Origin of the sequence: Rhizobium sp. CB3090 (assembly GCF_029714285.1) — a bacterium.
Taxonomy (GTDB): domain Bacteria; phylum Pseudomonadota; class Alphaproteobacteria; order Rhizobiales; family Rhizobiaceae; genus Rhizobium.
On the sequence record NZ_CP121664.1, the window covers coordinates 409,180 to 434,468 of the forward strand.

Below are 25,289 nucleotides of genomic sequence, written 5' to 3' on the forward strand. Positions count from 1 at the left end.
TTCGAACTACCGGGCGAGTGCCGCCCGGAGAGCCGCAACGGCTTCGTCCACGGTTTGGTTGGTGTTCCAGAAATTAGAAATCACATCGTTCACCGAACCCTGGATATCCGGTGGCAAAAGCATTTCCGGATTCGGAACTTGGCGGTTCGGATCGGCGGCAATCTTCATCCCGATCTGGGCACATGAATCCATCGTCTTTCCGTCAACATCGGTTCGAGCCGGAATGGAGCCCTTGAGAGTGTTGAAATCGATCTGAACCTTGGGCGACAACATGAGCGTCGCGAGACGCTTCTGGGTTGCCGAACGCTGTTCGTCGTCGAGCTTCGGGAAAATGAAAACGTCGCCGGCGATCATATAGGATGGGTGGCTCCCGAAGCCGGGGATGCAGCCGAAATCAATCCCCGCGTGCTCGCCCGCAGCACTGAACTCGCCTTTGGCCCAATCTCCCATGATCTGCACGCCAGCGGTGGCGTTGATGACCATCGCTGTCGCTTCGTTCCAGTTGCGGTTCGGCGAACCAGCATCGATATAGTTCTTTAGACGCTTGAAATCCGCCAGCACCTGACGGAACTCCGGTGTATCGACAGTAGTCGCTCCCTCCGCACCAAGGAATTTCAGGTAAAGATCCTTGCCGCCGAAATGCAGCAGCACCGCGTCGAAGGTCAAACGTTCCTGCCACGGCTGGCCGCCCAACGCCAGCGGTGTGACGCCCGACGCCTTTAGCGCTTCGAGCGCGGCGAAGAATTCTTCCCTTGTCTTCGGCTCACCGGCGATTTTCGCCTTTTCGAATGCGGTCTTCGAATACCAGATCCATGCCGGATTATGGACGTTGACCGGGGCGGCGTAGTAATGTCCGTCAACCTTGATGACGTCGCGAATGGGCGCCGGCAGCACCTTGTCCCAGTCCTGCGCCGCGGCGACGCTGTCGAGATTAGCCAGCAACCCGCCGTCGATCAGTTCGCGAAACTGGTTGGAAGTGTTGAACTGAGCCATGTCCGGTGCCTGCCCGCCATTGATCGCATTGATCGCGTCAAGTCTCGCGGCCTCACCGCCTGCCACAGCCCGATCGACCCAGTCGCCGCCCTCGGCTTTGAAGGCATCCGCGATAACGGAAATCGCCTTGGACTCCCCGCCTGATGTCCACCAGTGAATTACCTCGGCCTTATCCTTCGCCAAAGCGGTGATAGGCGCCATGCATGCGATGAACGCAGTCGTCAGAAGCAGTTTTTTCATCCGATTTCCTCCCCCGATGGTTGGTCGATTTTCATAAGAACAATTGCGAGCGCCTCTTGCCATCCGCTCAGGCGTCGGTCGGCTCCAAGAGTCGTGCTCGCATGAAGGCTGGGTCACATTGGCTTTCCGCATCCGTGTATGGAACCGGTTCCATGATGATGAAGAAATCTGGCTTGTCAACCTTTAAATTGACCGCATGGCTGCCGACCTTTAGTATTGTAAAAGACATAAGGAATTTGAACTCATGGCCACGATCAGGGATGTAGCAAAACTCGCCGGAGTCGGGCTGGGAACCGCTTCCAGAGTGCTGAGCGGTTCGGGGTCCGTCTCGGAATCGGCGAAGCTGGCGGTGCAGGATGCCGTTAGGAAACTCAACTTTCGACCTTCCTCAACGGCAAGGGCACTGTCGAAAAGGCAGTCCGGCATCATTGGCGTCCTGGCGCCGCTCTTCCATGGGTACTATTATGCGACGGCGATTTCGCTGACGGAACGACAGATCAGAAGCGCCGGCAAACACATGGTTCTCATGTCCTCGCGCGGTGAAAAAGACAGCCGTTGGGATGACGCGCGGGGCCTCGCCTCACTGATGGAACGCAATTGCGACGGAATACTTATCCTCGGCACCGCGCTCAGCGAACGAGAGCTGCTTGCTGCAGCCATTCAGGGTCCAGCCATTGCCATCCTCAACCGGCGTATCAACGCACTCGACGAAGCGTGCTTTTCTATCGATCACTTTGCCGCGGGCCGCGCTGTGGGCCAGCATATGCTGGCCCAAGGGCATCGGCAGTTCGCGACCATCACCGGACCAATGGACATCGAGGATGCGCGTTTGCGGCATGAGGGTTTCGTAGGCGCGCTGAGCGAACGCGGCGTGGCGTTGGACCCGGCTCTTATCGTAGAGGGCAACTACGAGATGGAGGGAGGCGAGCTAGGCGCGGCTGTGCTACTTTCCGCAGGCAGGCCTTTTACTGGACTGTTTTGCGGAAACGACGAAACTGCGATATCAGCCAAAAACAGCCTCAAACGAGCGGGAATTAATCCCTACATCGTCGGGTATGACAACATGTCTCTGCTCGACTATGCGGGTATAGAGATCAGTTCGGTGGAAGTTCCGATCGCCGATCTCGTTTCGAATGCATGCGCGTATCTGCTCAATCGCTGTTACGGCGTCGAGGGAGCCGTCAGCCGCGCGTTTTCCGCCCGTCTGATCGTTCGCGGGTAGCAATGGAAGCGTTTCCACCCGCCATCTTCCTGCGCTTTCTATCCTGCAAGAGATTGAAGCAGGGATGTCAATGTCAAACTGTATGCCGGTGCCGTCAGGTGCTCGGCTTACTGAAGGGTATCAACTAGGTCGCCGGACAGGGCATGACCCAGTGGAACAGGCGCTGGGCCGCGTGGAACTGCCGAGGCACACCCACCTGAAACGGCCGCGATGGCTGATATTATTCCGATGCCTCCTTTCGGATTAGACGATGCACGCGAATTCAAGACTCACTTTGCCGGCAGTCTGCCAAAAACCTCTCTCCTGGCAGCATCAAAAACGACAGCACATCGGCGGTTCTGAGGCTGCCGACCTGCTCCGAAAGCAAAAGCGGGGGATACTTCGCGCGCAGAACTCAATCGGTGTCCGTTCAAACCCATTCGCTGGATTGCTTCTTGTCTCATCAGCGAAAGCCTGTTGAAAGCTTCCGCTGATGCGAGGGCCGCTCCCTTGTTCCTCGACAAGAGAGCTTCGTCTACTACTCAAATTTGCCTTTTGTCTCGGGGACGATGAACGCCCCGATCAGGTAGATCACGAAGACACCGACGGTAAAAAACGCAAGCGAGGTTGGAATGTCGCTTGGGGTTTTACTCACCAGCGAGGCGAAGGTTGGCGTCATGCCACCCAGCGCAAAGCCGATATTCCAGGACAAGCCGGTGCCGCTGGCGCGTACAGCAGTTGGAAACCGTTCGTTCAGGAAGATCAGGACAGGTGCATAGCCTGCGTTTCCGATGAAGGCGATTGCAAGCGCGTAGAGCACGATATGGGTCAGGTCCGTCGTGCCGGCCAGTCCGAGATAGCAGAGCGGCAAAAGAACCACCGCTGCCGTGCCGACAAGCAGAAACGTCCGCTTTCTGCCGATCTGATCGCTCAGCATGCCGACGAGGACCGATGAGATAAAAGCAGCGACACTGGCGCCCATGAGGATGAGAGCGGCGGTGTAGTTCGAGACGCTGTTGATGACCTTCAGAAATGTCGGCATGTATCCCGAGCTGAGATAGTATCCCGCACCGCTGCCGAACGTGATGAGGACGTTTACCAAGAGCACGTTGCGGTACCCGCCCGAAAACAGCGTCTTCAACGGGGCGGCGGGTTTTGTAACCTTCCTGGCCGCCTTTTCCTCCTGCAGTTTTTTGAAGAACGGTGATTCGTCCAGGTTGCGGGAAATATAAAGGCCAAGGACGCTGCTCAGCAGACCGGCAAAGAACATGAAGCGCCAGCCCCATTGAGCGAACGCATCACCCGGAAAGATGGCAGACGTAACAAGGTAGACGACGGAGGCAAGCAGCGCGCCGATGGCTGCGCCGCCGCCGCCGACCAGACCCGACATGAAGCCCCGCCAGTTCGCCGGGACAGCCTCCGTGCCGACCGTGTGAGTGGACGCGACGACGCCGCCGACAAACACGCCCTGAACCAATCTCAGGGCGAGAAAAAGGATCGGAGCGACTAGGCCGGCTTGCTGGATCGTCGGTAGCGCGCCGAAGGCGGCGGTGCTGACGCCGACGCCGATCATCGCGACGGTCATCGCACCCTTGCGTCCATGTGCATCGGCGAAATGACCGAAGATCGCCGAGCCGACTGGACGCATGAAGAGCGTGACCGCGAATGACGCGTAGACGGCTGCAAGCGAAAGGGTCGGATACTCGGACGGGAAGAAAAGTGCCCCGATGACTGGCGCCACATACAAGAGGATGAAGAGGTCGAACAGGTCGAGCGACCAGCCAAGGCAGGAAACGACAATCGCCCTGCGCCTTTGCTTGGCCTCCATCGCATCGGTGATCAGTTCTGTGGTTTCAATGCTGGAAATAGCCATCTGAGTCTCCTCCCCTTTTGGCTGTTTGTGCGGGCGGGTTGCCCGCGGTCATAACTGCAGGTCTCTGCGGCCCTTGTCGGTCGACCAGACGTCAGCCAAGTTCGCTCAGCAGATGCTCGAGCTCTCGGCGGTCTTCGACCGACAACGGGGACTGTGGTGCGATCGGCGAGCCGACATCGAAGCCTTGGATCAAAAGACCCGCCTTGATGCAGGCCGCCAGATTGAAGCGGGCGAATGCTTCGTTGAGCTTCCACAATCGGCGCTGCACCGCCATCGCCTCGTCCCAGCGACCGCTTGCACAATGTTCGAAGAGCGCGACGCTCTGTCGGGGTGCGATGCATGCAGGGCCGGCCATCCAGCCCTTGCCCCCGATCATCATGACGGCCGCGGGAATATGCGACGAGGCGGCAAAGACGCTGATGTCGTCCCCGCAGCGCTGCATGATCGACAACAGGCGCCCGGTATTGGTCGAAGCGTCCTTGATGCCGACGATGCGCCGGTGAAGCGAGAGCCGCTCGATCACCGATAGCGTCAAGTCGGATCTCTGGAAGTTCGGGTTCGTGTAGATAACAACCGGAATGTCGACGGCATCGGCAATCGCGGTGAAATATGTTTCCACCTGCTGTTCCGACAGCGGGAAATAGGCTTCCAGCACTGCCAGAATGCCATCGGCGCCCATGCGCTCGTAGCTCCTTGCCTGGGCGACGGCATCCGCCGTCGTGGTCGAGGCGACGCCGGCAATGACGGGCACACGGCCTGCGGTGGCTTCGACCGTCGCTTTGACGACAGTGGCGCGCGCACTGTGCGAGAGGTAGGCGAATTCGCCGGTCGATCCGAGCGGCGCCAGTCCGTGGACCCCCGCGCGGATCAGATGATCGCAAACTCGACCAAGCATTTCCGAATTCACGCTCTCGTCGCTGTGAACCGGAGTGGCCAGGTACGGAAACACGCCTCTAAAGCTGGACATTTCGTTCTCTTCCTACATGGCGGTGGCACATCTCATTAACTGAATTATAAGGGAGGGGTCGAATGCTGTATGTTCGATTGTCGGCAACGCCGCGTGCAGATAAAAGGCATGTCGGGAGGCTGGCGCCCCCCGGTAGCCGGCAAATAAAAGAACCGCTGCCGGGGCACGGGAAATGGGAGTGCCAGGCCAACAAAAAGAGGAGGTGGATTGGGCGTGATCCAGAGTCAGGCAGTCGTGTATTTTTCGGAAGTCGTCAGCACGGGGTCTTTGAGAAAGGCTGCCGAAAACCTGCTCATCACGCCGAGCGCCATCAGCAGGCAGATCGCCCAGCTCGAAGATGAACTGGGAGCGCCACTCTTCTATCGCTCGTCTCGCGGCATGGTGCTGACCGATGCTGGAAACGCTCTTTTACGCTTCGCAGAGGAAAACAGCTCCAGCATCCTTAAACTGCGAACGACGATCGACGGGCTCGGCAACCTTACCCGCGGCAGCGTGCGTCTGGCGGTCGTGGAAGCGACGACGAGCGATTTTCTTCCCACCCTGCTTGCAGAATTTTCACGCGAGCACCCGAATATCCATTTCGAGGTCCGCGTTTGCGGAACACAGGAAATTGCCGACCATGTCTCGGCCGATCGCGCCGACGTCGGCCTCGCCTTCAATGTGCTGAGCCGTGACGATCTGGTTTTGCAAGGCCGCATGGTCCAACCCCTTCATATCATATGCCGGCCAGGTCATCCGTTGGCGACGAACCACGCAATGTCGATACGGGACCTCGGGGAAACGGCGGTGGCCTTGCCTGACCGTTCGTTTGGAATTCGCTATCTTGTCGATCAGGCGGCCGAGCGGGAGAAGGTGGGCCTGAACGTGCGCTATGAGGCGGATTCGCTTCAGTTGATCAAGAAGATCGTCTCACGCTCGGATGTCGTCGGGTTCATGCCGCCACTCACATTCGAAAACGAGCGATCGGCAGGGGCTTTAAGCGCCGTGCAGTTGCTGGATGTGCCGTCGGAACGCTCCACGCTGGATATCGTTACCTCAAGGTATCGAAACCCGTCGGCGGCAGCCCGGGCGTTCCTGAGCGGAATCCTCATGAGGATCAAAGAGTTATAGAGCGTTCGAATTTGGACAACGCCGCGGTGACTTCTTGAAACTTCCTGTCGCGGACCTCCGGCTGCAAGATGCGGTCAACCAAGGAGGTCTGCACTATGCCACATTCGACAGCGTCACTCATTTCCACGGAAGTCGCCGAGCTTCCTCGCCAGGAGGTTCTGAAGCAAACCACTGCCGCCCAAACCGACAAGATCCTGTCGCCGTTCGATGGCAGTGTCGTGGGCGAGATGCCGATCTCGAATTCCGAGGACGTCCAGGCGGCGATCCATCGGTCGATGGCCGCGTACGAGGTTATGCGCAAGCTTCCGCGTTTCGTCAGGGCCGATATCCTCCAGCGCGCCGCCGAAATCCTCAAGCGCGACCGGGACGAGTTCGTTCGAACCATCGCAGCCGAATCGGGAAAGCCGCTTTATGATGCGCGTGGCGAAGTCTCGCGGGGCATTTTCAATCTGACGAATGCCGCAAACGAGGCGCGCCGGTTCGGTGGCGAGGAAGTCCCGCTCGACGTCGATGCGGCTGTGTTCGAATACCAGACAACCGACAGCGAAGGACGTGCGATCGAGCTCGCGCGGCTCGATCATGAGAGCCTCGCAAAAATGCGTCGGCGCATCGGTATTTCGCGCCGTTTTCCGATCGGTCCGATCCTCGCGATCTCGCCGTTCAATTTCCCCCTCAATCTCGTCCTGCACAAGGTCGCACCGGCGATTGCGGTCGGCAACAGCGTCGTGCTGAAGCCCGCACCTCAGACGCCGCTGACCTCGCTTCTCCTGAAACGGGTATTCGACGAGGCGGGCCTGCCCGAAGGCGCCTTGGAAATCTGCCACTGCGCAATCCCCGACGCCGAGGCGATGGTCCGTGACGATCGTTTTGCCATGGTATCATTCACCGGAAGCGCGAAAGTCGGCTGGCACATCAAGGATATTGCCGGTCGTAAGAAAGTGGCGCTCGAGCTTGGTGGAAACGGCATGTGCATCGTTGCGGAAGATGCCGATCTCGACTTGGCAGCCCAGCGCTGCGTTCGTGGCGGAGTGGTTTACGGCGGACAATATTGCATCGGCGTCCAGCGCATTCTAGTCCACGAGTCGGTGAAGGAAGCATTCGAGCGCAAGCTGCTCGACCATGTGCATCGCTGCAAGGTCGGCAATCCGTTGATTGAAGGTGTCGATGTCGGCCCGGTCATCGATGAAGGTTCGGCGATCCGGATCCAGAGCTGGGTCGATGAAGCGATCGCTGAAGGCGCGCAGTTGCTAACGGGCGGCTACCGCGACGGTGCAGTCGTGCAGCCGACCGTGCTTGCTCATACCCGCCCCGGGATGAAGGTGGAAGACGAGGAGGTCTTCGGACCGGTGCTGACACTCAACAGTTTCAAGACGTTCGAGGAGGCTATCCAGCGTGCCGCCGATTCCCGGTACGGCCTGCAGGGTGGTATATTCACGAACGATCTGCGTCGCGCTTTCCAGGCGCTGGAGGATTGGGATGTCGGTGGTTTGATGATCAACGACGTTTCGATCTACCGTATCGACAACATGCCGTTCGGTGGCTGGAAACAGTCCGGCTTTGGCCGCGAAGGCACCCGATACGCGATGGAAGAGATGAGCGACATCAAGTTCCTGGTCGTCAACTACGCATGACCTCGATGGGATAACGCCGGCTGCCGCGCTCGCGAGCGCGGCAGCCTTCAAAGGAGGAATTGCAATGCCCGCTATCGTCACAGACAACTGCAACAACTGTCGCTTTACCGAATGCGTTTCGGTGTGCCCCGTCGAGTGCTTCCACGCCGACGAAACCATGGTTTACGTCGATCGCGACACGTGCATCGACTGTTGCGCCTGCATTCCGGTATGCCCGGTCCAGGCGATTTACATGGAAGCTGAACTGCCAGCCGACAAATCGGACTGGATTTCGATCAACACTGAGAAAGCGTCTCAATATCCCGTCATCACCGGTCGGCATGATGCCCTGCCGGGGGCCGACGAGAAGCGTGCTTCGCTGGGGTTTTAAGAGATGACAACGGCTGCTCAATCCCGTGGGCCACTTCGTGTGGCAATTGTCGGAGCTGGCCCAAGTGGCTTTTTCGCCGCCGAGGCCCTGCTGCGTTCCAATACGCCTGTCGAAGTAACCATGATCGACCGGCTCCCTTCTCCCCACGGTTTGGTGCGAGCCGGTGTGGCGCCCGATCACCCGAAACTGAAGCAAGCCACGCTCGTCTTCGAAAAGATCGCCCAGCTGGAAGGGTTTCGCTTTTTCGGCAACGTCGAGATCGGACGGACGATCGGAATCGACGATCTGCGGCAAACGCACCACGCCGTCATCCTTTCCTATGGTGCAAGCGAGGACCAGCGGATCGGTGTTGCCGGTGAAGATCTTGCCAACAGCCATTCCGCCAGGGAATTCGTTGGTTGGTACAACGGCCATCCCGACTATCGGGACCGCCGCTTCGATCTGAGCGGCGAGGTCGCGGTCATTATCGGCCAGGGAAATGTCGCCCTGGATGTTGCCCGCATCCTGTCCAAGCCGGTCGATGAATTGCGCAAGACCGATATTGCCAGTCACGCGATGGAGGTCCTTGCCGAAAGTCGTCTGCGCGAGATCTACATTGTCGGCCGACGTGGTCCCGCCCAGGCGAAATTCACTTCTCCGGAGCTGCGCGAATTCGGCACGCTTGCCGGCTGCAGTGCAACGGTGGTGAGCGAAGAGCTGGAGCTCAACGAGGCAAGCCGGGTCGAGGCGACCGACCGCATGAGCCGGACGATCGCGACCAATCTCGAAATCCTTTCGACCTTCGACAACGCCGGTGACAACGCCAAAGCAAAGCGCTGCCACTTCCGGTTCTTCCTTGCCCCGCAAGTGATCCTCGGAGACACGCAGGTCCGCGCTATCCAGTTTGCAAGGACCGCACTTTCGGGACCTGCCTTCGATCAGAAAGCGACAGTGACCGACGAGAGCTGGACGCTGCCGTGTCAGTTCGTTCTGCGGTCTGTCGGCTATCGCGGTGTCGCCGTTGAAGGTGTACCATTCGAGCCGCGCCGGGGCCTCGTTCCGCATGCCGAGGGTCGCGTGGTCGACCTGGACGGAAAGGTGGTGCCAGGCCTTTACGCAGCCGGCTGGATCAAGCGTGGACCGACCGGTATCATCGGAACGAACCGGGCTTGTGGCGTTGCGACCGTTGAGACGCTTCTGTCCGATGCAGACCGCCTCGGGACCGACGCGAAGCCCGGCGCGGAGGGTCTGCAGCAACTGCTTGAAAAGCGCGGCGCACATCCGACGACCTTTGGCGATTGGCGACAGATCGATCGGGTGGAAATCGAACGCGGCGAGCGGCTAGGTAAGCCGAGAGAAAAGTTTACGCGGGTCGAGGAGATGCTGGATTTGTGCAAGGCAGCCGCCGAATAGGCGTTTTTCCAGAAATGATACGGTCAGGAGACCAGCAATGACAGCGACAGTGATACCGAGCACCTGCAAGGAATGCTACATCGGATGCGGATCGCTGATCCACGTCGACAACGGCAAGATCGTGCGGATATCCGGCAATGCCGAAAACCCCCACTCCAAGGGGGCGTTTTGCGTGAAGGGGATGAATGCCGCGACGACGGCGCTCGATCATCCCGACCGGTTGCTTTATCCGCTCAAGCGCGTCGGCGAGCGTGGCGAGGGTCGCTTCGAGCGCGTGACATGGGATGAAGCTTTCGCAGGAATTGCCGAAAAGCTCGGTCATGTCATCAATACCTACGGCAGCAAATCGGTGGCCGGAGCGGTATCGAACCAGTTCTACGACCGCGGCGTTGCGATGGCGCTTCTTTTGCGCAGCATCGGGTCGCCGAACTACATGATCAACCAGGATCTCTGTCAGGGCTGCCGGTCGACGGCAGCGACCCTTTCCGGCGTGCCCGGGCTGCCCGGCCACGAATTGAAGGCGTCACGTTGCATCCTTTCGGTCGGCAAAAGCCCGTCGGATTCCAATATCGTCGAGTGGATGAACATCAAGGCTGCCAAACAGGCGGGCGCCAAACTGATTGTCATCGACCCTAGGCGGTCGACCATTGCGCAACAGGCCGACATCTGGCTTGCGCCCAAGCCCGGAACCGACGTGGCGCTCGCCCTTGCGATGATCCAAGTCATCTTCGAGGAAAAACTTTGCGACGATGAATTCGTCAGCCAATGGTGCACCGGCGTGGACGAGCTCAGAGAACGCGCCGCGAAGTTCAGTCCGGCTGTCGCACAAGAGATAACCGGGGTGCCGTCGGAAGATATCGTGGCGGCCGCACGTGAGTTCGCAACGACTCGCCCGGGATCGCTGCTCATGGGCCACGGCATCGATGCGCAGGCAAATGGCGTCTACACCGCCCTCGCATTCAGCAGTCTTCTGGCGCTGACCGGCAATATCGACAGGCCCGGCACGAACCGCCTCCCGAAGGGGGTTCCCGGTTTTCGCGAATACCAGAGCTTCATCCACGATCCGGCGTTCCGGATGCCGGTTGAGCGGGAAGCGGACATCATCGGCGCGAAAACCTATCCGTTCTGGTCCGGACCGGACAGTTGGGGCCGGGCATGCCATAACCCTTCCGTCATCGAGGCAATGCTCACCGGCGAACCCTATCCGGTGCGCGCCCTCTACGCGAGCGGCGTCAACATCGTCTGCACCTATCCCGGCATGCAGAACACCATCAAAGCGCTTCGCGGTCTCGACCTCTTCGTCGCCGCAAGTGACCAGATGACGCCGACGGCGGAACTGGCGGATTACGTGCTTCCCAAGACGACGCAGCTTGAGGAGGAAGCCGTCTTTGTCGAGGGAAATTGCCTGGCTGCCATCCAGGCGGCCACGCCTCGGCGCGGGGACGTGAAGACCGATTTCGAAATTGCCATCGGCCTGCGCGATGCGCTTGCCAAGCGCGGTCTTGTGGAGTTCGACGTTCTTCCCTTTAACAGCCGGCGCGACTTCATCGATTTCCAGCTGAAGGACAGCGGAATTTCGTTCGACCAGGTCTGCGAGAAGGGCTTTATCGACATACCGAGCGTCTACGAAAGCTACCAGACGACTGGTTTCAAGACGGCAAGCGGCAAGATCGAGCTGGCCTCGAGCAAGCTCAAGAATGCCGGATATGACCCGCTCCCCGACTTCCGTGCGCCGAGCTATGCCAATGTCGATCCCGCCTTCGACATGATCCTGGTGACCGGCATCAGGACGATGGCCTTGCATCATTCGCGCTTCCGAAACCATGCCTGGTCGCGACGTGTCGCGAACGCTCCTGAGCTTCGCATACACCCGCAAGCGGCAGAGCAGCGCGGATTGGCGGCCGGCGATTGGGCGTGGATCGAGACACCGCAAGGTACGGCGCGCGTGCTGCTCAAGGTACGCATCACCGACGAGGTGCCGCCCGACATGGTGGCGACCGGGATGGGCTGGTGGTACCCGGAGCTTGCCGGGCCTGATCGCGGTGCCCTGACATTCAATGTCGAGGCAGCGATACCCTACGGGCCGTACTGGGATCCGATCTCCGGATCCTCGGAATCGCGCAATTGCGCCTGCAGAGTCGAGAAAGCCGATCCGGCCGACGTTCCGGCGATCAATGGCGAGGATCACAGCCCGGTCGCGCAGCCGGCCGGCGCCTGAACCTCGCTTGCATCGTCTATTGAGGGTTTGCCGGGATACGAGCACACGGCTCTGCCGGCTGAGACCGTCGGGGCTCCGTTGGAAGCAGGAAGAAAGCGATGGAAGCGCTCAGATCAGATTTAAGCTTGGCCAACGCTGAGGTGACGAGATCGGCCACCGCACCACTCGTCGATCCATTCGACCGTGCGATCAGTTATCTTCGAGTGTCGGTGACGGATCGCTGCGATTTTCGTTGCACCTATTGCATGGCCGAGCACATGGAGTTCCTGCCAAAGCGGGACCTGCTGACGTTGGAGGAACTCGATCGGCTTTGCTCCGCCTTCATCGACTTGGGGGTTCGCAAATTACGGGTCACGGGCGGCGAGCCGTTGGTTCGGCGTGGCATCATGGACTTCTTCCGGGCGATGTCGCGCCATCTCGGCCGCGGCCTGGAAGAACTGACCCTGACCACGAACGGCAGTCAGCTTGCACGGTTCGCGCGGGAGCTTGGCGACTGCGGCGTGCGGCGCGTGAACGTATCGCTGGATACGCTGGACCCGGATCGCTTCACGCAGATAACGCGCTGGGGGCGCCTGCCGCAGGTGATGGAAGGGATTGCGGCCGCCAAAGCTGCGGGCATCAGGGTCAAGATCAATACCGTTGCCTTGAAGGGCTTCAACGAAGACGAGTTGTTTCGTCTGATCGACTGGAGCGCCGGCGAAGACCAGGACCTCACCTTCATCGAGGTCATGCCGATGGGCGATATGGGCGAACAAGAGCGCCTTGGCCAGTATTGGCCGCTCTCGGATCTGCGTCGGCGAATTGAAGAGCGTTTGACCCTTGTGGCTTTGAGCGAAACAAGCGGTGGGCCCGCCCGGTATTTTCGGGTGAGCGAAACCGGCCAAAAAATCGGGTTCATCACGCCGCTCACCCATAATTTCTGCGAAAGCTGCAACCGTGTGCGCCTGACATGCACGGGAGAGCTATTTATGTGTCTCGGGCAGCAAAACCGCGCCGACCTGCGTTCGCCGCTGCGCACAAGCCCCGACGATTCGGTGCTTCGCGGCGCAATCCGAGAGGCAATAGCTCACAAACCCAGAGGTCACGATTTCGATTATTCTCGCCGCCGGGTCGCCGGGAAGATGGATCGCTTCATGAGCCATACCGGCGGATGATGCCTACGGGCCGCAGGCACACGACGGACACGGCGAACTGATTTCCCATGCGGATCAGGGCCTGTAGGGCGAATGGCTAGAATTCAGCCAGATCGCCGTTTAAGTCGGCTTCCTTCACATCGCTCGATATCGCCCGCCCAGCCATGGTCACCGTTGAGCGGCATTGGTTAGCTCGGATCGTCAGCCAGCACTGTTCCTGGATAATTGGATGGTTTTCACCGGCCTCTGCGGTATCGGCCGGGCTCGAACTCAATCAGCGATCCCTGATCGCCGCCGTGCTCAAACGGCGTTCCGGCGTTGTCACAAAGGCAACGCTGCGACCTGATTTTGGCAATTCCCTTGTCGCTTCAGCTACGGTCTAATCCTAAAAAAGGGGAGCACCTCGAGCTCAAGAAGTTGAAAAGAATCCAGCTCAACTCAGTCGCCGGATAGGCGATTGAGGCCGCAAAGACATGATTTCCAGGACTGCGCGGACATGGCGCACCATAGCGATCTGACAGACCAAAGCCTGGTCGGCCGGTCCGCGTTGCGGAGTGCGCGGCCATGCCGAAGGGACCTCGACCGAGACCGGTAGCGCATGCGTGACAAGCATGAACGCCAGAAATCGTGATCTCGCAATGAGCTCTACGAAATCCCGGAGCGGTCGGTCGCGGCCAGCGCTCCTTGGGTGCGCCTCGGCGCGGGAAAACCGCGCGCACGACGACGCGATCAGTCGAAGCTTTCGCTTCGCCAAAACGAAAAAGGGAGGAACTTTGATGAAGTGGCGTTTCGGAATCAATGTAGGTTTATGGATAGGTGCAACAGTCGGCCTCTATTCCTTTCTCTATGCGCTAACCCCGCTTGGAGCCGCAGGCGTGCTACCGTGCACCTTCGTGGCGCTGCCCATCTTCCTCAACGGCGGGGCGAAAAAGGAGGAGTTTCTCGGCTACTGCTCGAGCGCGCTTCTTGGGGTCGGTTGGGCTGCCGTTTTCATCCACGGAATAGGCTTTGGCATTTCCGAGGGTTTGCCGCCTGCCGTGAGCACCGGCTTGGTCCTCTTCGTGGTCACCGCCATCATCTGCGCATTGCACCTTATCTTCACGCCGAAGGGCCTGTTCAGCAGCATACCGATGATCTTCGGTGCGGTCGCGAGTACGTTCCTGATCGGCCTCGACAAGTGGTACCTGATCATGCCGACACTGCTGGGCGGCATCTTGATGGGCTATATCAACAGCCTCGGCTTCAAGCTCGTTGACGCCGACGGACGCTGGCTTTTCCTGACGCGTTCCAACGTCGCGTAAAACACTGCAGCTTCATCAGGGTCCGCCCGTCGGCATTCCGATGCCGATGGGCGGACCCCTACATGTCGGCCGCACACTCGCTGCCGGATGCCGCAATAACCGGACTATGCCGTCGAAATCCGGCTGTTCTGTGCGAATGCGCTGATCTCGGCCCGGTTCGTCAGCAGCACTTTCAGACCCGAATAGGCTTTAAACAGCCTCGCATGCCCCGAATAACAGGTCGAAGAGTTCTCCCGCCGGCGATAATCTCGCACCCATTCGATCAATTCCTTGAGATCTGCCTCGTTGCCGCCGCCTTGAACGCCTCGGCCCCTCACATTGGCAACACACTCTTCCTCCGGCAGATCGATCCAGATCAAAGCTGTCACACGATCCAAAACGGCGTTCGCCAGCCAGCCATAGACCCCTTCCATCAACCAGGTGTCTGCTCTTCCCGCCTCAACGACATCGTCGAATACGCGGCTATTGTCTCTCGCAACACCGTATTGGCCGGGCTGCCAGCGTAGATCATCGAGATGAATGACGGAGCGTTTGAGGATTGTACCGACCTCGCAGGCAAACCGCGTCTTTCCGGTTCCTCCGTTTCCAAAGATCAGGATCCGCTGAAGATGATCTCGTTCATTGGTCAGCACGCTCTTCTGCCTTCGCCGTAATCCTTTGGAACTCACTACAGAACCGGGACGCGACTTCGTCGAGGCGATCGAGCCCCCATGGCCGGTGCTATGATCCCGAACGCAGCCAAGCCCGGTGGCAATCGCAGCCACCAAGTGCACAGCGCCACCCGGCTGCTGACATTCGGTGTTGTCACAAAGGCAACGCAGCGGCCTCATTTCGACAATTCCTTTCGCGCCTCGGGCGCGCTCTAATCCTCGCGAGGGAGGACCTCGAGCCAAGACATAGATTTCAGAATGAACCAGTTCGACCCAATCGCTGACCGGCGTTTTGGGACCGCAAAGACATGACCTCTAGGAGGAGGGAGCAACATGACGACAGGCTATCAAAGTAATTCCAACGAGAACGGCGCGCATGAGGATATTGCGCTTTATTCCGGCGCCATCGACCGGGCGGCATATGTTCGCCAGAAGATCGAGAGCGGCTTGACGCTTGCTGAAGCGAACGCCGAGGCCGATAACGTCATATCGTCCGCCATCAATCAGAGATACAACAGGAACGCGGTTCGTTCTTCATACGATTATATCGTCGTCGGCTCGGGTTCGGCAGGTTCGGTCATTGCCAGACGACTGATCGACAGCGGGAAAGGGACAGTCCTTCTCCTGGAAGCGGGCGGTTCCGACCAGGTGACCCCCGTGATGCGCCCGGAACTCTGGTACACCAATCCGGGAAGCACGCTCGAATGGGGCCATGTCGCAATGCCCCAGACGCACGTCAACGGTCGCGCGGTGCCTCTGACGATGGGCAAGGTCATCGGCGGCGGCAGCAGCATCAACGTCATGGCGTGGGTGCGCGGACATAAAACCGATTTCGACAACTGGGCAGCCGCGGCAGACGATCCCAAATGGGGATACAAGCATGTGCTCGAGATCTACAAGCGCATCGAAAACTGGCAAGGAAAGCCCGATCCGGAATATCGCGGCGTCGGCGGCCCTGTGTGGGTCGAAACCGCAAAGGACCCAATTCCCCTCGCCCATGCCATGGTCCAAGCCTGCGACCAGGTTGGCATTCCGGCCTACGAAGACCATAACGGCGTAATGAACGAACGTGATGCGGGTGCTGCCATCTGCAACGTTCTCATCCGGGATGGCAGAAGACACAGCATTCCCTCCGCCTACCTGCATCCGGTTCTTCATGATCCGAAGCTGACGGTGCTCACCGGGGCCGAAGTCCACCGCGTCACCATGGAAGGCAAGCAGGTAACCGGTGTCCAGTTCTTCTGGAACGGCCAGCTCCACATGGTCTCGTCGACGTGCGAAACCATCCTGTCGGCAGGCGCGCTGAATACGCCGCGAATTCTCATGTGCTCGGGCATCGGCGATCCTTCGAAACTGAACCCCCATGGGATCCTGGTTCGACATGCATTGCCGGGTGTCGGCGAGAACTTCCAGGACCACCCGATCCTTGCCGGCATCAACTGGGAATATAAGGAAGGCAGTGCCACCCCGCCCCGCAACAATCTCGCGGAAGCAATGTTCGCATACAAGACGGACCCGTCACTCGATCAGCCTGACATCCTGCCCTGGCTGTTCGAGGTCCCCTATGCAAGCGAAGTCAATTCGCAGATCTATCCGTTGCCGGCGGCCGGCTGGGGGATCCATCCGGGCTTGATGCATGCCAAGAGCCGGGGACGTATCCACCTGTCGTCCAACGACCCGCGGGACCGCCTGCGCATCGAATCGAACTTCCTCGAGGACCCCGAGGACATTCAGACCTTTGTTCGCGCCTTCGACATCTGCCGTCAGGTCGCCAACGCACCGGCAATGGACGATTTCCGCGGTCGCGAAATCACGCCCAATCTCAAGGGTGATGAGCTCGTCAACTTCATCCGCAACGGCGTCATCACCTATCGCCACCAGACCTGCACCTGCAAGATGGGGACCGACGAGATGTCGGTCGTCGACAACAATCTCAAGGTCTACGGCCTCGAGGGTCTTCGCATCGCGGACGGCTCGATCATGCCGGAAGTCACCGGATCAAACACAATGGCTCCATGCGTGATCATCGGCGAACGCATGTCCGAAATTCTCATCTCGCAATAATCTCGGAGGAATTTTCAATGAATACTCATGTTCAGACGCAATCCAGCTCCACACCCTTAGAGAGCCCGTTCTCCAAGCACACCACGTCGCATCTCAGCGCCGAGATGGACGTGTTCGAACCGGCGACGGGGGCTGTGCTGCTGCGTGCCCCATGCGCCACCACTGCCGATGCCGCCCAGGCGATTGAGCTCGCAAGCGCGAGCCAGAGAGCATGGGCCGGCACCTCATTCGAGGCTCGCGCTGCGATCATGCGTCGCGCCGCTCAAATCTATCAGGAGCGGCAGGCCGATTTCGTCAACTGGACGGTGCGCGAAAGCGGATCCACGGCAATCAAGACAGGCTGGGAGATCGACGCGGCTGGCGAGCACATTTCCATGGCCGCCGCATTGCCCATGCAGCCGCTTGGCGAACTGTTTCCGTCCTCGATGCCCGGTCGCACCAACATCTGGCGCCGCGTTCCCGTCGGCGTGGTCGGTGTCATCACCCCGTGGAATTTTCCAGTCCTTCTGGCACTGCGGTCGGTGGCGCCGGCCCTTGCGCTCGGCAACAGCGTCCTCCTGAAGCCGGACGCCCAAACCAGCGTTTCGGGCGGGTTGATGCTGGCCGAGGTGTTCCGCGACGCCGGCCTGCCCGACGGCGTTTTCCAGGTCCTGCCCGGCGGTGCTGATATCGGCTCCCTGCTCGTGGAGGATCCCCGCGTTAACATGGTCTCCTTCACTGGCTCCACGGCGGTCGGCAAGCGCATCGGCGAGACCTGCGGGCGCCTTCTGAAAAAGTTCTCACTGGAGCTGGGCGGCAACAACGCACTTGTCATCCTGGACGATGCCGACGTGGAAAAGGCTGCGTCGAGCGGCGCCTGGGGAGCCTATCTCCACCAGGGGCAGATATGCATGCAGACGGGCCGTCATCTCGTCCACCGTTCGATCGCTCAAAAATACATCGAACTCCTGTCTTCGCGCGCAAAGAAGCTTCGCATAGGCGATCCAACCAAGGAGGGTGTGGAAATCGGCCCGCTGATCAATCAGAAGCAGCTCGACCGGCTGAGCGGGATCGTCGACCGTTCCGTCGCCCAAGGTGCGAAGATCGTCACCGGCGGCGAGCGGAAGGGGCTGTTTTTTGAACCGACCGTATTGGCGGATGTCCAACCCAGTTCGGAGGCCTTCGTTGAAGAGCTGTTCGGACCCGTCGCCCCGGTGACGATATTCGATACGGACGAGGAAGCCGCGGCCCTCGTCAACCTTTCGCCGTACGGCCTTTCAACGGCGATCCATACCAAGTCGATCGGTCGCGGCATGCGAATGGCCGAATTGATCAAGGTCGGCATGGTCCATATCAACGACCAGACCGTCAACAATGAGTTCCAGGTGCCGTTCGGCGGCCGGGGTTGCTCGGGTAACGGCGGACGCACCGGCGGACCTATCAATCTCGAGGAATTCACCGAGACGCAATGGGTCAGTTTTACGGACTCGCCTATCGAGTATCCGTTCTGACGTCTCAAAACGGGCGTCTTCAATCGAAGATCTGATCGGCGAATAACCCTTGGCCTGGCGCGTCATCCGCTCTCGGATATGCGCCAGGCCAAGGGTGCACGCCGATGCCCATCAGACTTGCGTGCACGACGCGCAGGTCGAGATCCCACGGACATTTTGGCCTGCCGGCTTTGTGCCCTCCGCACGCTGGCGCCCCTTGTCCAATGAGCCCGCGCCAGCGGCCGGGCGCTTACAAACGAATTTGACGTGGAGGCAGAAATTTGAAAATCGGCGCTTTAAAGGAAAGCCTTCAGGGAGAGACGCGCGTTGCGATCACGCCGTCCTCGGCCGCCCATCTGAAAAAGCTCGGTCATGACGTCCTGGTCGAATCCGGCGCCGGCGCCGACGCGGGCTTTTCCGATGCGGCCTATCAGGCGGCCGGCGTTACTGTCAAATCGAGTGCGGCAGAGCTCGTCAATTACGTGGACGTGGTGGTCAAGGTTCGCCCGCCGAGCCATGCCGAGATCCAACAGATGCGCCCTGGCCAGACGCTGATTTCGCATTTCTGGCCGGCACAGAACGCCGAATTGCTGGAGACGGCGCGCAACCAGGGCATCACCGCGATCGCCATGGACATGGTGCCGCGCATTTCGCGGGCGCAGAAGATGGATGCGTTGTCGTCGATGGCGAATATCGCCGGCTACCGTGCGGTCATCGAGGCGGCGAACAACTTCGGCCGGTTCTTTACCGGCCAGGTGACGGCCGCGGGCAAGGTGCCGCCTGCCAAGGTGCTGATCGTCGGCGCGGGCGTGGCCGGTCTTGCGGCGATCGGCGCCGCGACCTCGCTTGGCGCGCAGGTCTACGCCTTCGACGTTCGCCCGGAGGTCGCCGAGCAGATCAACTCGATGGGGGCACAATTCGTTTATCTCGACTTTGCGGACGCGCAGACCGACGGCGCTGCGACGGGCGGTTATGCAGCACCCTCGAGCCCGGAATTCCGCCAAGCACAGCTCACGAAGTTTCGCGAACTCGCTCCGGACATGGATATCGTAGTTACCACGGCATTGATCCCCGGACGCCCGGCGCCAAAGCTCTGGACCGAGGATATGGTCGTTGCGATGAAAACCGGGTCGGTCATTGTCGACCTCGCCGCCGAGCGGGGCGGCAATTGCGACCTGACCGTTGCCGATGAACGCATCGTCACCGAAAACGGCGTCGTCGTCATTGGCTATACCGACTTTCCCTCGCGCATGGGCGCGCAGGCCTCGGAGCTTTACGGCAACAACATCCGCCACATGCTTGCCGACCTGACCCCCGGCAAGGACGGTGTCCTGGTCCAGAATATGGAAGATGACGTCATCCGCGGCGCCACGATCACTCATGACGGCGATGTGACGTGGCCGCCACCGCCACCCAAGGTCGCGGCCATTGCGGCGCAGAAGCCCAAGGAGAAGCCGAGGGAGCTGACCGCCGAGGAGAAGCGCCTGAGGGACGCCGCCGCATTCAGGGCCCAGACCCGATTGCAGCTTTCGCTCCTGGCGCTTGGAGCGGTCCTGATGTTGCTTGTCGGCTGGGTCGCGCCGCCGAGTTTCCTGGCGCATTTCATTGTCTTCGTGTTGGCCTGCTTCGTGGGCTTCCAGGTCATCTGGAGCGTCAGTCACTCGCTGCACACGCCCTTGATGGCGATCACCAACGCGATCTCGTCGATCATCGTCGTTGGCGCGCTCCTTCAGATCGGATCGGGCGCGTGGCTCGGCGTGATCCTCGGCGCGCTGTCGGTCCTGATGGCCGGCGTCAACATTTTTGGCGGCTTCCTGGTTACGCGCCGGATGCTCGCCATGTTCCAGAAGTCGTAAGGAGGACATGATGGAATTCGGAGTAAGCACCGCCGCCTATGTGGTCGCGGCCGTCCTGTTCATCCTGTCGCTGGGTGGACTGTCTGGGCAGGAAAGCGCCAAACGCGCTGTCTGGTATGGGATCATTGCAATGGCCCTGGCCGTTGCCGCAACGCTGTTTGGTCCCGGGGCGGGTAACTGGCGGTTGTCATTGGTCATGCTCCTCGTCGGCGGCGCGGCGGGCTGGTTCGTAGCCAAGCGCGTCCGAATGACCGAGATGCCGCAGCTGGTCGCCGCCATGCATAGCCTCGTCGGCCTTGCCGCGGTGCTGATCGGCTTCAACGCAGAACTGGAACTCGGTCGCGTGATCGCCGCCCGTGCCGCTGATGCGGCAGCCGAGTTCCACGGTTTTGCCGCGGTGCTTGCCCATAAAACGCCGGCAGAGATCGCCATGCTGAAGGTCGAGGTCGCGCTGGGCATCTTCATCGGCGCCGTGACTTTCACCGGTTCGATCGTGGCATTCGCAAAGCTTGCCGGCAGGATCGACGGCAAGCCGAAGAAACTGCCTGGCGGGCATTTTCTGAACGCCATCGCCGCCATCCTGACCCTTGCCGCAGTCATCCTCTATTGCTCGGTCGGCAACCCGGTGCTGTCGTTGCTGATCATCACCGTGCTTGCGATGTTCATCGGCTATCACCTGATCATGGGTATCGGGGGCGCCGACATGCCCGTCGTGGTATCGATGCTCAACAGTTATTCGGGCTGGGCTGCGGCGGCCATCGGCTTCACGCTCGGCAACGATCTGCTGATTGTCGTGGGTGCTCTCGTGGGCGCCTCCGGCGCGATCCTCAGCTATATCATGTGCAAGGCCATGAACCGCAACTTCCTCAGCGTCATCCTTGGCGGCTTCGGCAGCGAGGCCGGCCCGGCGATGGCGATCGAGGGCGAACAGGTGGCGATCGACGCCGATGGGGTCGCGGCGGCTTTGAAGGAAGCGGAAAAGATCATCATCGTCCCGGGCTACGGCATGGCGGTGGCGCAGGCGCAGCAGTCGGTCAGCGAGTTGACGCGCAAGCTGCGCGCCAAGGGGAATAACGTCCGCTTCGCGATCCACCCGGTCGCGGGCCGTCTGCCGGGCCACATGAACGTGCTTCTGGCCGAAGCCAAGGTACCCTACGACATCGTTCTGGAGATGGACGAGATCAACGAGGAATTTCCCTCCACCGATGTGGTGATCATCATCGGCTCGAACGACATCGTCAACCCCGCAGCGCAAGAGGATCCGAACAGCCCGATTGCCGGAATGCCAGTGCTGGAAGTCTGGAAGGCCAAACAGGTCTTCGTCAGCAAACGCGGACAGGGCACCGGCTATTCTGGAATAGAGAACCCGCTTTTTTACAAGGAAAACACCAGGATGTTTTATGGCGATGCCAAGAAATCGATCGACGCCCTATTGCCGATGATAGACTGATCTCCGGCACCGCCACGATGGATTTGTCCATCCGCTCCGCGCGGATGGACCCTCGCATTTTTAATGGAGCGTGGAATGAACAGATATACCGAACACCTTGAGCCCGCGATGGCGATTGATTGAGCCTCGCTCAGCCCGCAGAAGGAAGTCGTCCGCACATTCTACAAGGACATGTGGGATCACGCTGACATCTCGCTGATCCCGGAAATTTTTCATAAGGATTTTACGTTCAGAGGATCGCTCGGCCCAGCTCTCGTCGGACACGATCAGTTTGCAGATTACGTCCGTTGGGTGGCGGGCTCGCTTGACGCCTACACCTCCGACATACTCGCGATGGTGGAAGAGGGAAACCTGGTGTCCGGAAAGCTCCGTTTTCACGGATTTCATCGCAAACCGCTCTTCGGCCAGGCTCCGACGGGGCGACATGTCTGGTGGTATGGCGCACCTATCTTCACATTCGACGGACCCAAGGTCCGCGATCTTTGGGTGCTTGGCGATATTCACGGGCTGATTGGCCGGCTGACTGACGGCGAAGCCAAGGGACCCGAATTCGCAATCAGCGCCTGAACCGCATCGGGACGCAAGCGAGCCTCGGCACTTTGCTCAAGGTCTGCGGTTCAAACTTCGTCAACCTCGCTGCCCGCAAAGCCGGCCGCGATCAACGCCTTGATCCACATCCTCATCATCACCTGCTGCGCGCAGTATCAGGCATCTTCGAGGACCATGGCTGCTCCTTTCGAAGCGATCATGGCCGTCGGCGTGTTCGTATTGCCTGATGTGATGGTCGGCATCACCGACGCGTCGATCACACGCAGCCGATCGATTCCACGGAAGCGAAGTCGATCGTCCACCACGGACATTGGATCGCTCGAAAGCCCCATCTTGGCGGTTCCGACCGGATGGAAAATCGTGGTGCCGATATCGCCGGCAGCCTTGGCAAGCGAGACCGCGTCATCGCCGACCGTGGGGCCTGGCAAATATTCCTCGGGACGGTAAGGCTTGAGCGTTCCCTGCGCCATTAGCCTGCGCGTGACACGGATGGCATCGGCCGCCACCTGCCTGTCTTCGTCGGTGGCGAGATAGTTGGGCCGGATCTCCGGCGCCTCCAGGACGGCTTTCGACTTCAATCGCACCGTTCCCCGCGACGTCGGACGAAGGTTGCATGCCGCAACCGTGATGGCCGGAAAGCGATGCAGGGGATCGCCGAATTTGTCGAGCGACAGCGGCTGAACGTGGAACTGGATGTTGGCGCGTTCCTGGCTCGCATCCGAGCGGGTGAATATGCCGAGTTGCGATGGCGCCATGGTGAGAGGTCCGCGGCGGCGCAGCGCGTAGTCGGCTCCCATCCAGGCGCGATGGGCCAGCGAATAGTAGCTTTCGTTGAGCGTGCGGATCCCGTGAACCTTATAGATCGCCCTTTGCTGGAGATGGTCCTGCAGGTTTCGCCCGACGCCCTGCTTGTCGAGCACGACGTCGATGCCGAGCGGTGCCAGCCATTCGCCAGGCCCTATTCCGGAGCGGTGCAGGATCTGCGTCGATCCGATCGATCCCGACGACAGGATGACCTCGCCCTTCGCCCGCGCTTGCAAGGTTTCCCCGCCACGGGAGAATTGAACGCCGATCGCCCGGCCGTTTTCGACCATCAGGCGATCGACCGTGACCTGGGTTTCAAGGCGCAGGTTCGGACGTGACAGCGCGGGTTTGAGAAAGCCGCGCGCCGACGACCAGCGACGTCCGCGTTTCTGGTTGACGTGAAAATAGCCGACACCCTCGTTGTCGCCAGTGTTGAAGTCCGGCACCTTTCGGATCCCCATTTCGGCGGCTGCAGCCGCGACCGCATCGAGAACGTTCCAAGAGATGCGCGGCGCTTCGATCCGCCATCCGCCGCCGGTACCGTGGTGCTCGCTGTCGCCCAGGAAGTGGTCCTCCAGCCGCCTGAACGCCGGCAGGACGTCATCCCATCCCCAGCCGGAGAGACCGAGCTGCCGCCAATGATCGTAATCGGCGGCCTGGCCACGCATCGAGATCATCGCATTGATCGCGGATGAGCCGCCAATCACCTTTCCGCGCGGATAGGCAAGTGCGCGTCCATTGAGGCCCGGCTCCGCCTCCGTCTTGAACAGCCAGTCGGCGCGGGGATTGCCGATCGCAAACAGGTAACCGACGGGAATGTGAAACCAGATCCAGTTGTCCTTTCCGCCTGCTTCCAGCAAAAGCACGCGCTTGCGGGGGTCTTCCGAAAGCCGGTTGGCGACGATACAGCCGGCCGTTCCGGCCCCCACGACGATGTAGTCATATTCGCCGTCGAGCTGCTTCACCATATTTGTCCTCCCCGCCGGATCATTTGCTTTGCCGAAGAACGAGCTTGTCTATCGCTCATTTGTCTTCGCCCGGCGTAACCTGCTCATGTTGTTGATTGCCCGCCTTGAGGGCGAGCATGTTTTGATAGTCCGCAATCAGCGAAGGAGGTCAGCCGGAAGGGTGGCGAGCACCGCCTCGACTTTTGCTCTTGCCAGCTGGGCGAGAGGCAGGATCGGCCTTGGCGGCTTGGCGCGTATAGCGCGACGCTGCTCGGCGATTGCATAGACCACCCGCAGGCTGGAGAACTCCTTGAACAGCGACCAGATCGGCTCGAGCGCTGCGTTGAGGCGGCGTGCCTCGCCGGCGTCATTTCGTTGCGCCGCCCGAACGATTGCAAGGCATGCGTTCGGAAAAAGCCCGCCGAGGACGCTGTACCAGCTCGACGCTCCGGAAAGGAGACCCTCGGTGGAATTCCAGTCGCCGCTATAGCCGAGCGAAAAACCGTCGCGGACGACCGCTTTCAAGGTGGCGTGGTGCGCTCCAATCTCGGTCGGCCCTGGCGCCGGGCTCTTTACCGCGACGATGCCCTCGATGCGGCTCAATCGCCCGATGAGCTCGGGGCTGAATGTGAAATGCGTGGTTCCCGGATTGTCGTAGATGCAGATCGGCAATCCGCTCTCGCGCGCAACGCTTGAGAAATGCTCGAACACTTCCCCTTCGGTGAGAGGCGTATAGGACACGGGTGCCAGAAGTCCGGCACTCGCCCCCGCAGTCTTCGCATCCTGAGCGAGCCGGACGGCATCGTCGGTCCTCAGCGCGCCAATGCCAGCGATGATCGGCACGTCGCCGGAGACCACGACCGCCGCCTCGGTGGCGCGTCGCCGCTCTTCCCGCGACAGATACATATAAGATCCGGTGCTGCCGAGAAGCCCGATCGAGTCGACCTTGGCCTCGACGAGCGGCAGTACCAACTCACGAAGGGCGCCAAGGTCGATGCTGCCGTCTTCATTGGCGGGGGTGATCGGAAAAGCGGAGAGACCGTCGGGATATGACATCGTCTGTACCCTTTC

General features: G+C 60.2%; 20 protein-coding genes and 1 pseudogene. 14 read left to right on the plus strand and 7 right to left on the minus strand.

Annotated features, from left to right (window positions below; genetic code table 11):
• Positions 1–6 precede the first annotated feature (6 nt).
• On the minus strand, positions 7–1,233 hold the full coding sequence (locus tag QA646_RS28745; RefSeq protein ID WP_283060693.1) for an ABC transporter substrate-binding protein: 1,227 nt from the start codon (positions 1,231–1,233) through the stop codon (positions 7–9).
• A 244-nt stretch (positions 1,234–1,477) separates the two neighbouring features.
• On the opposite strand from QA646_RS28745, the gene QA646_RS28750 reads away from it, so the two are divergent.
• Positions 1,478–2,455 carry a LacI family DNA-binding transcriptional regulator gene (locus tag QA646_RS28750; RefSeq protein ID WP_283060694.1) on the plus strand — a complete coding sequence of 326 codons (978 nt, stop codon included), beginning with the start codon at positions 1,478–1,480 and terminating at the stop codon, positions 2,453–2,455.
• A 517-nt stretch (positions 2,456–2,972) separates the two neighbouring features.
• Here the strand turns inward: QA646_RS28750 and QA646_RS28755 are convergent.
• Both QA646_RS28755 and QA646_RS28760 read right to left on the minus strand, forming a co-directional pair.
• Positions 2,973–4,262 (minus strand): MFS transporter, encoded by a 1,290-nt coding sequence (locus QA646_RS28755; protein ID WP_283061036.1) that lies wholly within the window; start codon positions 4,260–4,262, stop codon positions 2,973–2,975.
• Between the two features lie 136 nt (positions 4,263–4,398).
• Positions 4,399–5,274 (minus strand): dihydrodipicolinate synthase family protein, encoded by an 876-nt coding sequence (locus tag QA646_RS28760; RefSeq protein WP_283060695.1) that lies wholly within the window; start codon positions 5,272–5,274, stop codon positions 4,399–4,401.
• Between the two features lie 213 nt (positions 5,275–5,487).
• On the opposite strand from QA646_RS28760, the gene QA646_RS28765 reads away from it, so the two are divergent.
• From QA646_RS28765 to moaA, 6 genes are all read left to right on the plus strand, one after another.
• Positions 5,488–6,384, plus strand: coding sequence for a LysR family transcriptional regulator (locus tag QA646_RS28765; protein WP_283060696.1), 897 nt, complete (start codon positions 5,488–5,490; stop codon positions 6,382–6,384).
• A gap of 95 nt (positions 6,385–6,479) precedes the next feature.
• Entirely contained in the window at positions 6,480–8,015 is a 1,536-nt protein-coding gene (locus QA646_RS28770) for an aldehyde dehydrogenase family protein (RefSeq protein WP_283060697.1), read from the plus strand.
• Positions 8,016–8,079: 64 nt separating this feature from the next.
• Complete coding sequence (locus QA646_RS28775) at positions 8,080–8,385, plus strand: ferredoxin family protein (protein WP_283060698.1); 306 nt, start codon at positions 8,080–8,082, stop codon at positions 8,383–8,385.
• A gap of 3 nt (positions 8,386–8,388) precedes the next feature.
• Positions 8,389–9,777 (plus strand): FAD/NAD(P)-binding protein, encoded by a 1,389-nt coding sequence (locus QA646_RS28780; protein ID WP_283060699.1) that lies wholly within the window; start codon positions 8,389–8,391, stop codon positions 9,775–9,777.
• A gap of 37 nt (positions 9,778–9,814) precedes the next feature.
• The gene (locus QA646_RS28785; RefSeq protein WP_283060700.1) at positions 9,815–11,995 is read left to right on the plus strand and encodes a molybdopterin-dependent oxidoreductase; all 2,181 of its coding nucleotides are present in this window, start codon (positions 9,815–9,817) and stop codon (positions 11,993–11,995) included.
• 98 nt (positions 11,996–12,093) lie between these two features.
• A complete protein-coding gene (moaA, locus tag QA646_RS28790; RefSeq protein ID WP_283060701.1) occupies positions 12,094–13,149 on the plus strand; it encodes a GTP 3',8-cyclase MoaA in 1,056 nt (351 codons plus the stop codon).
• Positions 13,150–13,225: 76 nt separating this feature from the next.
• Here moaA and QA646_RS28795 read toward each other — a convergent pair whose 3' ends face one another.
• Positions 13,226–13,402, minus strand: coding sequence for a hypothetical protein (locus QA646_RS28795; RefSeq protein ID WP_283060703.1), 177 nt, complete (start codon positions 13,400–13,402; stop codon positions 13,226–13,228).
• Positions 13,403–13,904: 502 nt separating this feature from the next.
• On the opposite strand from QA646_RS28795, the gene QA646_RS28800 reads away from it, so the two are divergent.
• Positions 13,905–14,429, plus strand: coding sequence for a DUF1097 domain-containing protein (locus QA646_RS28800; protein ID WP_283060704.1), 525 nt, complete (start codon positions 13,905–13,907; stop codon positions 14,427–14,429).
• Positions 14,430–14,533: 104 nt separating this feature from the next.
• Here QA646_RS28800 and QA646_RS28805 read toward each other — a convergent pair whose 3' ends face one another.
• Positions 14,534–15,061, minus strand: a complete 528-nt coding sequence (locus QA646_RS28805; RefSeq protein WP_283060705.1) for an AAA family ATPase — start codon at positions 15,059–15,061, stop codon at positions 14,534–14,536.
• Positions 15,062–15,139: 78 nt separating this feature from the next.
• Between QA646_RS28805 and QA646_RS28810 the strand changes: the two genes are divergently transcribed.
• The 6 genes and pseudogenes from QA646_RS28810 to QA646_RS28835 form a co-directional block, all read left to right on the plus strand.
• Entirely contained in the window at positions 15,140–15,295 is a 156-nt protein-coding gene (locus tag QA646_RS28810; protein ID WP_283060706.1) for a hypothetical protein, read from the plus strand.
• A 117-nt stretch (positions 15,296–15,412) separates the two neighbouring features.
• Positions 15,413–17,143: a GMC family oxidoreductase N-terminal domain-containing protein gene (locus QA646_RS28815; protein ID WP_283060707.1), complete on the plus strand. Its 1,731-nt coding sequence runs from the start codon at positions 15,413–15,415 to the stop codon at positions 17,141–17,143.
• A gap of 17 nt (positions 17,144–17,160) precedes the next feature.
• Positions 17,161–18,633, plus strand: a complete 1,473-nt coding sequence (locus QA646_RS28820; RefSeq protein WP_283060708.1) for an aldehyde dehydrogenase family protein — start codon at positions 17,161–17,163, stop codon at positions 18,631–18,633.
• Positions 18,634–18,893: 260 nt separating this feature from the next.
• Positions 18,894–20,468: a Re/Si-specific NAD(P)(+) transhydrogenase subunit alpha gene (locus QA646_RS28825; RefSeq protein WP_283060709.1), complete on the plus strand. Its 1,575-nt coding sequence runs from the start codon at positions 18,894–18,896 to the stop codon at positions 20,466–20,468.
• Positions 20,469–20,478: 10 nt separating this feature from the next.
• Complete coding sequence (locus QA646_RS28830) at positions 20,479–21,918, plus strand: NAD(P)(+) transhydrogenase (Re/Si-specific) subunit beta (protein WP_283060710.1); 1,440 nt, start codon at positions 20,479–20,481, stop codon at positions 21,916–21,918.
• 159 nt (positions 21,919–22,077) lie between these two features.
• Positions 22,078–22,485 (plus strand): annotated as a pseudogene (locus QA646_RS28835) (ester cyclase); the annotation flags it as partial.
• A 137-nt stretch (positions 22,486–22,622) separates the two neighbouring features.
• Here QA646_RS28835 and QA646_RS28840 read toward each other — a convergent pair.
• Entirely contained in the window at positions 22,623–24,239 is a 1,617-nt protein-coding gene (locus QA646_RS28840; RefSeq protein ID WP_283060711.1) for a GMC family oxidoreductase N-terminal domain-containing protein, read from the minus strand.
• 135 nt (positions 24,240–24,374) lie between these two features.
• Positions 24,375–25,274 carry a dihydrodipicolinate synthase family protein gene (locus QA646_RS28845; protein ID WP_283060712.1) on the minus strand — a complete coding sequence of 300 codons (900 nt, stop codon included), beginning with the start codon at positions 25,272–25,274 and terminating at the stop codon, positions 24,375–24,377.
• Positions 25,275–25,289 lie beyond the last annotated feature (15 nt).